This window comes from Clostridium ganghwense, from assembly GCF_026735165.1.
Classification (GTDB): Bacteria; Bacillota; Clostridia; order Clostridiales; family Clostridiaceae; genus Clostridium_H; species Clostridium_H ganghwense.
This window is the reverse complement of the sequence record NZ_JAPQES010000005.1, coordinates 287,929-303,650: the sequence shown is the minus strand read 5'-3', so window position 1 is coordinate 303,650 and position 15,722 is coordinate 287,929. Positions and strand designations below refer to the sequence as shown.

The 15,722-nt window shown below is 30.5% G+C and carries 11 protein-coding genes; 6 read left to right on the top strand and 5 right to left on the bottom strand.

Going from position 1 to position 15,722, the window contains the following annotated elements; translation table 11 throughout:
* The first annotated feature begins 50 nt into the window (after positions 1 to 50).
* From OXH55_RS14850 to OXH55_RS14835, 4 genes are all read left to right on the top strand, one after another.
* Positions 51 to 1,439 (top strand): hypothetical protein, encoded by a 1,389-nt coding sequence (locus OXH55_RS14850; protein WP_268050808.1) that lies wholly within the window; start codon positions 51 to 53, stop codon positions 1,437 to 1,439.
* A gap of 457 nt (positions 1,440 to 1,896) precedes the next feature.
* The gene (locus OXH55_RS14845; RefSeq protein ID WP_268050819.1) at positions 1,897 to 3,351 is read left to right on the top strand and encodes a 4-hydroxyphenylacetate 3-hydroxylase family protein; all 1,455 of its coding nucleotides are present in this window, start codon (positions 1,897 to 1,899) and stop codon (positions 3,349 to 3,351) included.
* A 100-nt stretch (positions 3,352 to 3,451) separates the two neighbouring features.
* Positions 3,452 to 4,753, top strand: a complete 1,302-nt coding sequence (locus OXH55_RS14840; RefSeq protein WP_268050807.1) for an acetyl-CoA hydrolase/transferase family protein — start codon at positions 3,452 to 3,454, stop codon at positions 4,751 to 4,753.
* Between the two features lie 250 nt (positions 4,754 to 5,003).
* Complete coding sequence (locus tag OXH55_RS14835) at positions 5,004 to 6,119, top strand: 4-hydroxybutyrate dehydrogenase (protein WP_268050806.1); 1,116 nt, start codon at positions 5,004 to 5,006, stop codon at positions 6,117 to 6,119.
* A gap of 54 nt (positions 6,120 to 6,173) precedes the next feature.
* On the opposite strand, the gene OXH55_RS14830 is transcribed toward OXH55_RS14835, so the two are convergent.
* Entirely contained in the window at positions 6,174 to 9,146 is a 2,973-nt protein-coding gene (locus OXH55_RS14830) for a vitamin B12-dependent ribonucleotide reductase (protein ID WP_268050805.1), read from the bottom strand.
* 226 nt (positions 9,147 to 9,372) lie between these two features.
* On the opposite strand from OXH55_RS14830, the gene OXH55_RS14825 reads away from it, so the two are divergent.
* A complete protein-coding gene (locus tag OXH55_RS14825; RefSeq protein ID WP_268050804.1) occupies positions 9,373 to 10,722 on the top strand; it encodes an APC family permease in 1,350 nt (449 codons plus the stop codon).
* Between the two features lie 107 nt (positions 10,723 to 10,829).
* Complete coding sequence (locus OXH55_RS14820; protein ID WP_268050803.1) at positions 10,830 to 11,330, top strand: gamma carbonic anhydrase family protein; 501 nt, start codon at positions 10,830 to 10,832, stop codon at positions 11,328 to 11,330.
* Positions 11,331 to 11,349: 19 nt separating this feature from the next.
* Here OXH55_RS14820 and OXH55_RS14815 read toward each other — a convergent pair whose 3' ends face one another.
* The 4 genes from OXH55_RS14815 to OXH55_RS14800 all read right to left on the bottom strand — a co-directional run bounded on the left by OXH55_RS14815 (position 11,350) and on the right by OXH55_RS14800 (position 15,646).
* A complete protein-coding gene (locus OXH55_RS14815; protein ID WP_272509071.1) occupies positions 11,350 to 13,962 on the bottom strand; it encodes a calcium-translocating P-type ATPase, PMCA-type in 2,613 nt (870 codons plus the stop codon).
* 152 nt (positions 13,963 to 14,114) lie between these two features.
* Positions 14,115 to 14,486, bottom strand: a complete 372-nt coding sequence (locus OXH55_RS14810) for a hypothetical protein (protein ID WP_268050802.1) — start codon at positions 14,484 to 14,486, stop codon at positions 14,115 to 14,117.
* Between the two features lie 78 nt (positions 14,487 to 14,564).
* Entirely contained in the window at positions 14,565 to 15,110 is a 546-nt protein-coding gene (locus OXH55_RS14805) for a chromate transporter (RefSeq protein ID WP_268050801.1), read from the bottom strand.
* The gene (locus OXH55_RS14800; RefSeq protein ID WP_268050800.1) at positions 15,110 to 15,646 is read right to left on the bottom strand and encodes a chromate transporter; all 537 of its coding nucleotides are present in this window, start codon (positions 15,644 to 15,646) and stop codon (positions 15,110 to 15,112) included. The genes OXH55_RS14805 and OXH55_RS14800 overlap by 1 nt, the downstream gene beginning before the upstream one ends.
* Positions 15,647 to 15,722 lie beyond the last annotated feature (76 nt).

Here is a 15,722-nt window from a genome sequence, read left to right as displayed (position 1 = left end):
TTATTTGCTCTTATTAAATCTAGAATAATAAAGACGTAGGAGGAAGAAGTATGGCTATTAAAAGAGAATATGGAAAAGAACAACCATATATACCAGCAGGACCTTTTAAAATTCGTATTCCATTTGTTCACTATAAAATAGAATGGGCAGATTATCTGCAAGGATTACTTATGTGTGCTGTTTGTTTAGGAGCTATTCCTATGCTGCAAGAATATCTTGGAATGCCTTTTGAAATAGCTATGGCTATAGTGCTTTTAAATGGTGTATTTTATTGTGCACATGTATTTTTAGGTGATCCAGTAATTCCAGGATGGGTTACTCCAGCTATACCACTTCTTATGCTACATATAAGTCAATTTCCAGTTGGAGTAGAAAGAATGCATGCTTTAATTGCATTTGAGTTATTATTAGGTATTTTAGCAATATTTTTAGGCATTACAGGGTTAGGTAAAAAAATGGTTTCAATAGTTCCTAATGCTATGCAGTCAGGTATTATATTAGGGGCAGGAATTGCAGCAATAAATGTTATATTTGTTAAAGGGGCACGTTTTGATAAGTTTCCTATATCAATTATTATTTGTGTAGGTTTAGGATTTTACCTATTATTTTCTAATCATTTTAAGAGCATAAGATCCAATAATAAATTTTTAAGGATAGTATCAGATTTAGGTATTTTGCCAGTTATTTTATTAGCTGTTATAGTTGCTCCGTTAATAGGGGAAACACCTTGGCCTAATGTTCAATGGGGTATAACAAAGCCAGATTTTATTACATTATGGAAAGAATGGACTATATTTGGAATAGGATTTCCACCAGTAAGTATGTTTATAAAGTCAATTCCTATGGTACTATCAGCATATATAGTGCTATTTGGAGATATGATTCAGGCTAGTGCTTTGATTGAAGATGCTTCAAAATCAAGACCGGATGAAAAAATAGACTATAATGCAAATAGAACTCATCTTATTTTTGGATTACGTAATTCTATTATGTCAATTATAGGACCAGACTTAACTATGTGTGGACCGCTTTGGGCAGCTATGCAAGTTGTTATATGTGAAAGATACAAAAAAGGAAGAGAGGCTATGGATAGTATAAATGGTGGTGCAGCCTCTTTCCGTTTTGGAACATTAACAGGATATCTTTTATTACCAATAGTTACGCTTTGTAAACCAATTTTAGGAATTGCTCTTGCTTGTACAATGCTTATTCAAGGATATGTTTCGGTAAGAGTAGGAGTTATGAAGGCACGTACATTTAATGATTTAGGTATTGCAGGTATTATGGCTGCAGTTCTTGCAACTAGAGGAGCAGCTTGGGGACTTGCAGCAGGAATAGTACTTTGTGTATTAATACAATTAGGAAATAAACCACAATATGACAATTACATTTTTGAACAACCAGAAGGGTTAGAACAAACCGCTGCAGAGGTGGAATAGGTTTATATGAATATTAGAATAAAAGAATAATAAAAATAGAATATAGTATGAAATTATAATTTAAATCATTAATAAGCTCTATGTTAAAACATAGGGCTTATTAATGTACAAAAATAACTCTACAATCTGTTGCAAATTCGCAATGTGTTGTATTTTTGCAATAAATTATTGCTATTTTACATATTACTGGAGGTTACAAGAAAAACTGCGAAAAATATCAAAAATTGTTGCATAAATGCAATGAAATTTATTAATTTTAAGGTTTTTACTTGAAGATAATTTTGGTATAATTAATATATGTTAAAAAATAAACATAGAATCTAAGAGAAAATTATCAAAATTTTAGGTATTATAGAAAAATCACTAATAATTTATACATTGTTTAAAATAATGATGAATTGGCATGATTTTTGCTTGAAATGAAAAAGAGAAACCTATTATGAAGGGAATGGTAAAAGTGGCACTAATGACAGGAGAACAATATGTAGAAAGTCTTAGAAAACTTAATCTAAATGTTTATATGTTTGGAGAAAAAATAGAAAACGTGGTAGACCATCCAATACTTCGTCCATCACTTAACTCAGTTAAGATGACTTATGATTTAGCTGAAATGGAAGAATATGAAGATTTAATGACAGCAACTTCACACTTAAGTGGAGAAAAAGTTAATCGTTTCACAAACATTCATCAAAACACTGAGGATTTAGTTAAAAAAGTAAAAATGCAAAGATTACTTGGACAAAAAACAGCAGCTTGTTTCCAAAGATGTGTTGGTATGGATGCATTCAACTCTGAATACAGCACAACTTACGAAATAGACAAAGCTTATGGTACAAACTATCATGAAAGATTTAAGAAATTCTTAGAGTATGTACAAGCTAATGACTTAACAGTAGATGGAGCTATGACTGATCCAAAAGGAGATAGAGGATTATCACCAAGCAAACAAGCAGATCCAGATTTATATCTTCGTGTTGTAGAAAGAAGAGAAGATGGTGTTGTAGTTAGAGGAGCTAAAGCTCACCAAACAGGTATAACTAACTCACATGAAATCTTAGTAATGCCTACTATAGCTATGAGACCAGAAGATAAAGATTATGCTATATCTTTCTCAGTTCCAACAGATACTGAAGGAATAGTTATCATAATGGGACGTCAATCTTGTGATACAAGAAAGAGCGAAGAAGGAGCAGACATAGATGTAGGTAACTACAACTTTGGTGGACAAGAAGCTTTAGTTGTATTCGACGATGTATTCGTACCAAATGAAAGAATCTTCTTAGATGGAGAAACAGAATTTGCAGGAATGCTTGTTGAAAGATTTGCAGGATATCACAGACAAAGCTACGGCGGATGTAAAGTTGGAGTTGGTGATGTATTAATAGGAGCTTCTGCATTAGCAGCAGATTACAATGGAGCTGCAAGAGCATCACACTTAAAAGATAAATTAATAGAAATGACTCACTTAAATGAAACTTTATATGCTTGCGGAATAGCATGTTCAGCAGAAGGACATAAAACAGAATCAGGAAACTACTTAATAGATTTATTACTTGCAAATGTATGTAAACAGAATGTTACAAGATTCCCATATGAAATAGCAAGACTTGCTGAAGATATAGCTGGTGGATTAATGGTAACAATGCCAGCAGAAAAAGACTTCAGAGATGAAAAAATAGGACATTATGTAGATAAATATCTAGTAGGTGTTGCATCAGTGTCTACAGAAAATCGTATGAGAGTTTTAAGATTAATAGAAAACTTAACTTTAGGAACAGCAGCAGTTGGTTACAGAACAGAATCAATGCATGGAGCAGGATCACCACAAGCTCAAAGAATTATGATAGCAAGACAAGGAAACTTAGCTCATAAGAAAAAGCTTGCTAAAGCAATTGCTAGAATAGAAGAATAAATTAAACAAATATATGTATTCAAAAGGGTGGTTTAAAATCACCCTTTTATAAAATAGATATAATTTATTTATAGATCATATAACAAAGGAGGAAAAATTAATGAATTGGAGAGAACTTTATAAAAGTAAAATAGTTACTGCTGAAGAAGCTGTATCAAAAATAAAGTCAGGTAACAGGGTAGTAACAGGTCATGCGTGTGCAGAGCCAATAACACTTATAAATGCTATGTTAGAAAACAAAGAAAATTATACTGACGTTGAAATTGTTCATATGGTAGCTATGAGTGGTGCTGAATATGCAAAACCAGGAATGGAAAAGCATTTCCGTCACAATGCTATTTTTGTAGGAGGAAGTACAAGAGAAGCAGTTAATGCAGGAAGAGCAGATTTTACAACATGTTTCTTCCATGAAGTACCAAAGTTATTCAAACAAGGATATATGCCCATAGATGTAGCTCTTGTACAAGTAAGTGCTCCAGATGAACATGGTAACTGCAGTTTAGGTGTATCAATAGATTATACAAAACCAGGAGCTGAGTGTGCAAAAATAGTAATAGCAGAAGTAAATGATCAAATGCCAAGAACAATGGGGAATTCATTCATCCATGTTTCGGAAATAGATTACGTAGTAGAATCTTCACATCCAATAATAGAATTACAACCACCTAAAATAGGTGATGTTGAAAAAGCTATAGGAGAACATTGTGCATCATTAGTAGAAGATGGTTCTACACTACAATTAGGAATTGGAGCTATTCCAGATGCAGTACTTTTATTCCTAAAGGATAAGAAGGATTTAGGAATACATTCAGAAATGATATCTGATGGTGTTGTTGAGCTTGTTGAAGCTGGAGTTATAACAAATAAGAATAAGACATTAAATCCAGGGAAAATGATAGTAACATTCCTTATGGGAACAAAGAGACTTTATGATTTCGTAAATAACAACCCAACGGTAGAAATGCATCCAGTTGATTATGTAAATGATCCTGTAGTTATTTCTCAAAACAATAAATTAATTTCAATAAACTCATGTGTTCAAGTTGACTTAATGGGTCAAGTGTGCTCAGAGAGTGTAGGAAGCAAGCAAATTAGTGGAGTTGGAGGACAAGTAGACTTCGTAAGAGGAGCAACTATGTGCAAGGATGGTAAGTCAATAATAGCAATGCCTTCAACAGCAGCAAGAGGAAAAGTATCAAGAATTGTTCTTCAATTAGACGAAGGTGCGGTAGTTACAACAACAAGAAATGATGTAGATTACATTATTACAGAATATGGAATTGCTCAACTTAAAGGTAAAACATTAAAAGATAGAGCAAGAGAACTAATAAATATTGCTCATCCAAATTTCAGAGAAGAACTTGTAAAACAATTTGAAGAAAAATTCAAATGTAAGTTTTAGAACATATAAATAAGGTAACAGCATAATTAAGTGGAATACAAAGTTTGTATTCCACTTTTAATATACAAAATAAATAAAGAAAATTAGAAATTAATGTAAAATAAATTGAAAAATAAAATCAAATATGGTAAAATATGCATAATGCAAAGAAGTTAATTATAATAAAAATAATAACTTCTTTTTTTTGAGGGATATTGTTAAAAGGTTAACATATATTTGAAATTTATAATTTTACAAGGGGGATTTAGTTATGAGATTATTAAAATTACAGCCAGATGTTTACAAATTTGATTCATTTAAAGAATTTGCAGAAGAATTTAAAATAGGTAAAGGTGATTTGTTATTTACTCATGAATTTATTTATCAAGAGTTTATAAAGCAGCTTAATTTAGAAGCAGAAGTTTTATTCCAAGAAAAATATGGTACAGGGGAACCATCAGATGAGATGATAAATGCTATTTTTGAGGATGTAAACAAGTTAGAATTCAATAGAATTATTGCTGTAGGGGGAGGATCAGTAGTAGATATAGCAAAATTATTTGTATTAAAAGATGCAAAAGATGTACTAGAATTGTTTGAAAAAAGAGTTCCTCTTATAAAAGAAAAAGAACTTATTATTATTCCTACAACTTGTGGAACAGGAAGTGAAGTAACAAATATATCTATGACATCAATAAAAGCAAAGAAAACAAAAATGGGATTAGCAGTAGATGAGCTATATGCTGATTATGCTGTATTAATACCAGAACTTGTAAAAGGATTACCATATTCATTCTTTGTTACAAGTTCTATAGATGCATTAGTTCATGCTGTTGAATCATATGTTTCACCAAAATCAAATCCAGTTACAGAAATGTTTGGAGTAAAAGCTATGGAATTAATATTAAGTGGATATAAACAAATTCTTGAACATGGAAGAGACTACAGAACACAAATAATAGAAGATTTTGTTGTAGCTAGTAACTATGCTGGAATAGCTTTTGGAAATACAGGAGTAGGTGCAGTACATGCTATTTCTTATCCAATAAGCGGAATTTATCATGTTCCTCATGGTGAAGCTAACTACTTATTCTTTACAGAAGTGTTTAAGAATTATCAAAGAAAAAATCCTGAAGGAAAAATTAAAGAGTTAAATAAGATATTAGCTGGAATATTAAAAGTAGACCAAGAAGATGTATATGATGAAATAACAAGCATATTAGATAAATTACTTTCAGTAAAACCTTTAAGAGAATATGGAATGAAAGAAGAAGAAAAGAGAGCATTTGCAAAGAGCGTAATTGAAAATCAACAAAGATTACTTGTAAATAACTATGTTTCACTTTCAGAAGAAGAAATCTTTAGTATATATGAAAATTTATTTTAAAAATAGTAATAACCCCAAACCTAATTTAAGTTTGGGGTTATTACTATTTTTGTGTTAACTGCATCCAGTAGTTGATCCGCAATCTAAACATATTTTACATGTACCGTTTCTTACCATTCTTGTACTTGAACAAGTAGGACATATACTATCATATAAACGTTCGCCTATAGTTTTTTGTGATTGTGGTGGTGAATCAATAGCAATACTTTCATTAATATGATTATATTTATCAGGTTTAATTTGACATCTTGAAAAATCATCTAATTCTATATCAATTATTTTACTTATTAAATCTGAAATTGAAGTAACAGATTTTATAAAAGGATGTTTTTTCACAAAACCGTAGGGTTCATATTTTTGTCCTCTAAGCATTTTTGATATATCTTCTGGTGGTACGTGATATTGAAGCATAACCGAGATAGATTTGGAAAGTGAGTTTAAAAGTCCTGTAATTATAGTTCCTTCTCTATCAGTAGTTATATATATTTCTGATATTTCTCCTTTATCATTCCTATTAACTGTTGTATAAATTTTAACATCTTCTATTTGAGCAGGATGTGTAGTACCACGTCGAATTCCTATAAGTTTATCACGTCTTGAATAATGATGTTTAGCTTGAAGTTCTTTTGCGTTTTGTAAAAGTTCATTATAAGTTAAATCTTCTAACTGAGTTTTTTGGTCTTCAGCCAGACTTATATTAAGTGGTTGACTTACTTTTGAGGAATCTCTATATAAAGATATACCTTTAACTCCGAGTTTCCAAGAGGAGAGTACTACATTTTTAAAGTCTTCTACAGTAGCAGATTTAGGTAGATTTACAGTTTTTGATACAGCTCCAGAGATAAGTGGAGTAATAGAAGCAACTAGTTTAACATGGCCCATTGGAGAGATAAATCTCATGCCGCTGCCACATCTATTTGCTGTATCAAAGATAGCCAAATGTTCTTTTTTTAGATGTGGAGCTCCTTCAATTTTTCCATCTATTATTTTTTCATATTCAAAACCATTTTCAGTGATAGTTTCTTTTCTCATAATATATTCTACAATATCTTTAATTTCTTCATTAGAGTAACCTAAATTTTGCAGTGAGACCTCTAAAACAGGATTAACTATAGTCATGAAGCTTCCTCCAGATAGTTTTTTATAAGTTACATGACTGAAGAAAGGTTCTATTGAGGTTGCACCACAGTCCATAGCTAAAGAAATAGTACCAGTTGGAGCAATAACAGATACTTGAGCATTTCTATAACCGTAATCTTTACCAGATTTTAATGCTTTATCCCATACTTCTTTAAGGGTATTACTTAATTTATCAAATTTATTAATTTCAAGCAAGTTATGATTTATTATTACTGGCTCATAATTTAAATTTTCATATGAAGTATTATCAGCACCAGCTGTTCGTGCATGGTTTCGTATTACTCTTAGCATATGTTCTTTGTTAATTTCGTATTTAGGAAAACAACCTATTTCAGCAGCCATCAATGATGAAATATAATATGAGTATCCTGTTAATATTCCAACTAAAGCAGATACTAGATTTCTTGCATGTTCTGAATCATAAGGATACCCAATTGACATTAATAGTGAGGCAAGATTAGAAATCCCTAAGCCTGTAGTTCTAAATAAATAGGTTTTTCTAGCTATATCTTCAGTAGGAAATTGTCCCCAATGTATTGAAGCCTCTAAGGCAAGTTGAATTAAACCAATTATATGGAGATAGCCATCTACATCAAATTCTTTTGTGTTTATGTCAAAAAATTTATATATATTAATAGATGCTAAATTACATGAAGTATCATCTAAAAATGCATATTCACCACAGGGATTTGTAGAGTTTATTCTGTTGTGAGAAGTATTGAAATTTCCATCTTCACCACATGGACAGGTATGCCAAGTGTTGAATATATCATCAAATTGAGGTGCAGGATCAGCACATTCCCAAGCAGCTTCATTAAATGTATTCCATAATTTTGAAACCTTTATAGATTTATTTATATTATTGCTAACTCTACCTTTAAGCTCAATAGTTTCATTGGGATTAATATTCAGATTTTCTACTTTTTTCATGAATTCATCAGAAAATCTTACTGAATTGTTTCCATTTTGACCCGATACAGTTTCATAGGCTTCTCCTTCAAAACTTGTGTCGTACCCCATCTTACCAAGGTTTCTTACCTTGTTTTCCTCCTTAGCTTTCCACGTTATAAAATCCATTATTTCAGGATGATCAATATCGAGACACAACATTTTTGCAGCTCTCCTTGTAGTTCCGCCTGATTTAATAGCTCCTGCATTTCTATCAAGTCCTTTTAAGAAACTCATAAGCCCTGAAGATACTCCACCACCTGAAAGAGGTTCACCAATAGCTCTTATAGTAGAAAAGTTTGTTCCAGTGCCAGAGCCACCTTTGAATAGTTTTGTTTCTGTGACATATTGTTCAGAAATAGAATGATCACCTAAAAGTTTATCTTGAATAGAAAGAATAAAACATGCTGATGCCTGAGTTCTAGAGTAACTATCATCACTTTCTACCACTTTTTTCTCCTTCTCATCGAAATAATAGCTGCCTTGTTTAGAACCTTTTATGTTGTAGGAAAGGGCAAGACCAGTATTAAACCATTGAGGAGAGTTTGGAGCATACATTTGATTTAGAAGTCCATATACCATTTCATCATAAAAAATTTTTGCATCTTCTTTAGTTTGTATCAACTTTTCATCTCTTAAAGCTTGAAGCCAAAAATTCACTAGTCTATGGGCAACCATTTTCATGCTATTTTCATATCCTACATTGTTTGGTACTCCTGATTTCCTAAAATATTTTGAGGCTATAATATCACAAGCATTTTGAGAATAACTTTCGGGAAATTCTAAATTTTTCATATCCACAAGTACTTTATTAGTTTTATAGTCTTTTAGTATTACATTAACTTTTTTCCAATTAAATAAATCATAAACAGTTTTAGAACTATCTTTTTCTAACTCTTTAGTATAATATCTTTTGAAGATACTTTTTATAGAATTCATATAAATCCTCCTGTACATAATACTATATATAGTGATAAAAAAAACTAAAAACACTATATATAGTATTATATAGCAATAAGGTGTTGTACACAAGAAATTTATTCAAAAAATTTCCAAAAAATAAAAAGAATATTTATGCATAGATAAGGATTTTTATTGACAGTAGTATTGTGGTATGTTAAAGTTACAGTGCTAAATTGCAAATACTAGATAGAGGGGAAAAAATATGGAAAAACAAGTACAACTGAAAAAGGAGATAGGATTATTAACTGCAACCGCTCTTGTAGCAGGTAATATGATTGGATCAGGAATATTTATGCTTCCAACCACTTTAGCATCTATTTCTGGTCCTGGGTCTATCATGATAGCATGGTTAATAACAGGATTAGGTTCAATTTTTATTGCCCTTTCATGTGCAAATTTAGGTTCTAAAATAAGTGAAAGTGGTGGACCTTACCAATATTCAAAGAGAGCCTTCGGGAATTTTATTGGATTTTTAGTTGCCTGGTTATATTGGAATGCTGCTTGTATAGGAAATGCTGCTATTATTACCACTCTTGTAAGTTATACTATCCCATTGATACCAATAATAGGAGAAAACTCTACAATTGCTTTTATATATGCTAGTAGTGTTTTATGGATATTTACTTTCATAAATATTTTAGGAGTAAAAAAAGCCGGCTTTGCACAAGCAGCTATAACTATATTTAAAATTGTATTATTTGGTTCATTTATTGTTATTGCAGCATGTAATTTCAATGTAGAATTTATTACTCCAGCATTTCCAGCGAGGAGAGGATTAGAAACTTTACCAGCTGTAGTGGCATGTACTATATGGGCATTTGTTGGTTTTGAATCTGCATCAGTTACTGCAGGAGAAATATCTAATCCTGAACGAAATGTAAAGTTAAGTACTATATTTGGAATATCTATAGCTGTTATTATGTATATGTTAATTAGCTTTTTTGCAATGGGAGCTATGCCGCAAGATCAATTAGTTAACAGTGCGGCTCCAATAGTAGACATTCTTTCTCAGTTTTTGGGAAAAGGTGTTACTAAAATAATAGTAATATCAATGATAATTTGTGTGTTTGGAAGTATAATTGGATGGCTTTTAAGTACTGCACGTATGTCTTTTGCTGCAGGAAAGGATAAGATATTTCCACAGATTTTTGCCAAAGTACATTCCCAATATAATACTCCTCATGCAAGTTTAATAATTAATGCAATATTTACTAATATTGTTTTACTAATGAGTTATTCAAAGTCCATGATATCAGCATTTAATTTTGTAATACTTTTAACAACTTTAGCATATTTGCCAGTTTATGCATTAACTTCTTTGGCAGATATTAAATTCAAAATTAAAGAATCAAATCTTAATAAATTTAGTATAATAAAAAGCTGTATAGTGCCATTTTTAGGGTTTAGTTATGCCATATGGGCAATTTCAGGGCTAAACAAAGAAGTTATTCTATATGGAATGCTTTTAGCTATAATTGGTATACCGTTTTATTTTTATTGCAAATGGAAAAATAATAAAGAAGAAACTAAGAAATTTATTGGTGCAGCATAAAAAATGTAAATTTGACAAAAAACATCTCAGTATGAGGTGTTTTTATTTTTTTATTAATGATATTGGGTTATAATGTATAATAGATATTATTTTGGAGGGTGAGATTTATGATGCATAAATTTAATAATAAATATCCTAATATACATGAAAAGACTTTCTTAGCAAGTAGTTCAGATATTATTGGAGATGTTATTTTAAATGAAGATTCAAGCGTTTGGTTTGGAGCTGTTTTAAGGGGAGATGATAATCAAATTATAGTCGGAAAGGGTGTTAATATACAAGATAATTGTAGTATTCATTCTGCTGAAAAATATCCAACTAAAATAGGAGATTATAGTAATATAGGTCACAATTGTGTAATTCATGCATGTAAAGTAGGTAAAGAGTGTTTAATTGGAATGGGAAGTATTATTTTAGATGGTGCTGAAATAGGAGATAATACGATAATAGGAGCAGGTAGTTTAGTGACTGGTGGTAAGAAAATACCATCTGGAGTTTTATGTGTAGGTTCACCAGCTAAGGTTATAAGAGAGCTTACTGAAGAAGAGAAGAAACATATAATGGATAATACTAATCATTACATAAATCTTGCTGATCAATATAAATAAAAAGTTGAAAAGAAGGAAATTATTTTTCCTTCTTTTTTATAAGTTTGGATATTTCATTAAATAATAGAGGCATTAAACTTAAAATAATTATCCACATCCAATCGTATGCATTAAGGAAATATACTTTAAAAACATTTCTTAATGCTGGAATAAATAATATTATATTTTGAAGCAATATACCTAATAAAATAGATATAACTAGAGCTCTATTAGTGAAAAATCCTATTTTAAATATTGACTTATCTTTACTTCTCATATTTAGGGAATGTACCAGTTCGCTTATGCTCATTACCATAAAAGCCATAGTTTGTGCATGCATTAATGAACCGGAATATTTGGTCATTCCTATTTGAAAAGCTATAAGAGTTAAAGCACCTATTAGTAAAGCATTTAATGCTAAATACATAACTGAGCCTGTAAATATATTTTCTTTAGGACTTCTAGGTTTTTCATCCATAACACTTTTATCCTTTGGATCAATTCCTAAGGCTAAAGCAGGTAGTGAATCTGTAACTAAGTTAATCCATAAAATGTGTATTGAACGTAGTGGAGATGACCAGCCTAAAAGTATTGCTATAAATATAGCTATTAATTCACCTAAATTACAAGAAAGTAAAAATAAAATTGATTTTTTTATATTGTTATATATGTTTCTACCCTCTTCAATAGCAGAGACTATAGTAGAAAAGTTATCATCAGTTAATATCATATCTGATGCACCTTTTGCAACATCTGTTCCTGTAATCCCCATAGCAACTCCTATATCTGCAATTTTTAGAGATGGCGCATCGTTTACTCCGTCACCAGTCATAGAAACTATATTCCCTTTAGATTTGAAAGCTTTAACTATTTTTACCTTATGTTCTGGAGAAACTCTAGCAAAAACTTTTAAGTTATCTATTTTTTTATTAAGTTCTTCTTGAGATATACCATCAAGATCTACACCAGATATAGTTTCATTTTCATCTTGAGTTATATCTAAAGATTTTGCAATAGCAAAGGCAGTTGCTTTATGATCTCCAGTTATCATTACTGTAGATATACCAGCTTTTTTACATTCTGCAATGGAATCCTTTACCTCCAATCTAGGTGGATCTATCATACCAACTAATCCTATCAAAGTTAAATTATTTTCTAAGTTATCTATTTCTACATGGGCATTTGAAACTTTTTTATATGCAGCACCAAGAACTCTAAGTGCTTCTTTAGACATAGAAGCAGCTGCATCTAAAAAGGAAGTTTTAATTTCTTGTGTAAGAGGTACAACTTTACCATTTAAATAAATATTGTCACATATTTTTATTAGATTATCTACTGCACCTTTAGTCATTACATAAAATTCATCATTATATTTATTCACAGTAGTCATTAATTTTCTATCTGAATCAAAAGGAACTTCATTTATACGTGAATGTATTTTCTCAAGTTCATCTTTAAAAAGGTTAAATTTAATACCAGCATCTAAAAGTGCTATTTCAGTAGGATCTCCTGTTTTATTATTTTCAGAATATGTGGCATCATTACATAAAATTAAATTTTCTATAAGTAATTTGTGGGTTAAGTTATTTATATCTAATTTTTCAATATTTCCGAGAAATTTATCAGCAAAAAATTTTGTTACAGTCATTTTATTTTGAGTTAATGTACCAGTTTTATCAGAACAAACTATATTTACAGAACCAAGAGTTTCTACTGCTGGTAGTTTTCTGATTATAGCATTTTCTTTTATCATTCTTTGTACACCTAAAGCAAGAACGATTGTTACAATAGCAGGTAAACCTTCTGGTACAGCAGCTACAGCTAGACTAATAGCAGTTAAGAACATTTCAAATAAATCTCTTTTTTGTAAAAGCCCTATTATGAATATAATAGCACATACACCTAAAGCTCCTATACCTAATATTTTTCCTAATTGTTCTAATTTTTTTTGAAGAGGAGTTAGTTCTTTTTTACTTTCTTTAAGAAGAGAAGCTACTTTACCTATTTCTGTATTCATACCTGTTGCAACCGCTACACCCACTCCACGTCCGTGACTCACTAAAGTAGACATAAAAGCCATATTTTTTTGATCACCTAAAGGTATATTTTTATCTTCTAGTATTAAGCTAGAAGATTTATCTACTGGTACTGATTCACCAGTGAGAGCTGATTCTTCTATTTTTAAATTAGCTGTTTCTATAAGTCGTAAATCACAAGGAATATACCTTCCAGCATCTATAATTATAATGTCACCAGGGACAATATCTTCTGAAGAAATTTCTGTAAGCTCACCATCTCTTTTAACTATAGCTTTAGGAGTTGAAAGAGTTTTTAAAGCTTCTAGAGAATGTTCTGCTTTAGATTCTTGAATAATACCAATTACAGCATTTAATACAATTACTACAGCTATAATAATTGCATCACTAGTTTCACCTACTAAGGCAGAAATTACTGCAGCGGCTACTAGTATATAAATTAAAACATCATTAATTTGTGCTATAAAAAGCTGTAAAAGGGTTTGTTTCTTTTGAGAAGCTAATTTATTATCACCAAATTTTTTCTTACGTTTTTCTAATTCTTCAGAGGATAAACCTTTTAAGGGGTCAGAATTCAAGTCTTTTAATGTATCTTGAATATTTTTAGAGTAAAACATATTAATCACCTCGCTTATAGTATTTTATATAATTATTATTGTTTATATTAGTTTTTTTATTAAATTATTATTAAAAAAATAAAAATAAAGTAAGTACTAAATTAGCACTTACTTTTTATATTAGTTATTCATAGATAGATTATGTTTACATGTTAATAGCATACAAAACTCTCAATCTTCCTTAAATCTACTCCAAAGTAAACCCAGTAAAATCCATTCCATCTCCAACCAGCAACAGATTTTTTCCCTACATAAGTAAGCCATGCCCAGAAGGATTTGCCATTTTTTAACCAAATATATACATACCTATATTTACAAGGTCTAATTGCACCAGGATCAACAGCTTTAAGTTCTGCGTCAGCTTTAGATTTCTTAGGCGTAGTAGTTGGTGGAGGAGCCATTGGAGGACCACTTTGTTGATTACCTATAGGAGGTGGCATAGGAGGACCTTGACGGTAAAAATAGCTAAATGGGCAATACATACATTTAAAATGATCAAATTCGTTGAAGTTACGGAAATACATGCTTATACACTCCTTTTTAAAACTACACTTATATTATATGTATAAAAGGAGAAATGGTTATTAAATTAACACTGATAGTTAAAATGTAGGTAAAAAACCATAAAAGACAATTCCTAAAATTCCAGCTAGTATAATAATAAAAATAGGATGAAGCTTTGTTTTGAATAAAAGAATACCTATAAAGCCTCCAAGTATAATACTCTTTATGTCTTTTATAGAGTATGAATCCTTTGCAAGAAATAGAAAAGCGGATATTATTAAACCAATAACTGCTGGTCTCATCCCAAGTATAACAGCTTTTAGTATTTTAGATTCTTTAAATTTAATTATGTAGTGAGTAGCGATAGAAACTAGTATAAAAGAAAAAGTAACTACTCCTAAAGTTGCAAAAACACTTCCTAAAACACCGTTTACTTTAAAACCTACGAAGGTAGCTGAATTTATAGCTATTGGTCCAGGCGTCATTTGAGCGATACCTATTATATCTTTAAATGTTGAAAAATCAATCCAGTGATTATTATCTACAATCTCTTTTTTTATAAAAGGAAGCATAGCTAGTCCACCACCAAAACTAAACATTCCTATTTTTAAAAATGTGAGGAATATTTTTAATAAAAGATTCATTAATTCACCTTCTCTCTAAGAAATACAGCACCATAAATACCAGAAAGTAATATTATCAAAACTGGATGAATATTAAGTACAGATATTCCAATAATAGTGAAAATAATTATTATTAAATTAATGGTACTTTTGTTTATTGATTTTGATAGGCTAATTACAGCTACTAGAATTAGCATAGGAACTGCTGCAGAAATACCTTTGAAAACTAAATCTACAATTGGATTATTCCTAAATTGTAAGAAAAAGTGTGCTACTACAAGCATTATGAAAAATGATGGAAGAACAACTCCTATAAGAGCAAGCATGGCTCCTAATATTCCACCTATCCTGTATCCTATAAAAGTAGAGGAGTTTACAGCTAAAGCTCCAGGAAAGGTTTGAGAAATAACTATAATATCTAGAAATTCTTCTTTTTTTATCCAATGTTGTTTGTCCACAACTTCTGTTTCTATAAGTGGAATCATAGCATATCCGCCTCCAAAGGTAAAAGCTCCTATTTTAAGAAACGTTAAGAACATAGTCAAAAGTTTTTTCATGTTAACACCTCGTAAATCAAATTTAAATATCAATTGTATCTTATAAAAGACTAACTTATTTAATTATAACAAAAAT

Coding starts and splice junctions, on each gene's coding strand:
- OXH55_RS14810 (WP_268050802.1), bottom strand. CDS start 14,486: ATGTATTTCCGTAACTTCAACGAATTTGATCATTTTAAATGTATGTAT.
- OXH55_RS14835 (WP_268050806.1), top strand. CDS start 5,004: ATGAGATTATTAAAATTACAGCCAGATGTTTACAAATTTGATTCATTT.
- OXH55_RS14820 (WP_268050803.1), top strand. CDS start 10,830: ATGATGCATAAATTTAATAATAAATATCCTAATATACATGAAAAGACT.
- OXH55_RS14805 (WP_268050801.1), bottom strand. CDS start 15,110: ATGAATCTTTTATTAAAAATATTCCTCACATTTTTAAAAATAGGAATG.
- OXH55_RS14825 (WP_268050804.1), top strand. CDS start 9,373: ATGGAAAAACAAGTACAACTGAAAAAGGAGATAGGATTATTAACTGCA.
- OXH55_RS14815 (WP_272509071.1), bottom strand. CDS start 13,962: ATGTTTTACTCTAAAAATATTCAAGATACATTAAAAGACTTGAATTCT.
- OXH55_RS14830 (WP_268050805.1), bottom strand. CDS start 9,146: ATGAATTCTATAAAAAGTATCTTCAAAAGATATTATACTAAAGAGTTA.
- OXH55_RS14850 (WP_268050808.1), top strand. CDS start 51: ATGGCTATTAAAAGAGAATATGGAAAAGAACAACCATATATACCAGCA.
- OXH55_RS14840 (WP_268050807.1), top strand. CDS start 3,452: ATGAATTGGAGAGAACTTTATAAAAGTAAAATAGTTACTGCTGAAGAA.
- OXH55_RS14800 (WP_268050800.1), bottom strand. CDS start 15,646: ATGAAAAAACTTTTGACTATGTTCTTAACGTTTCTTAAAATAGGAGCT.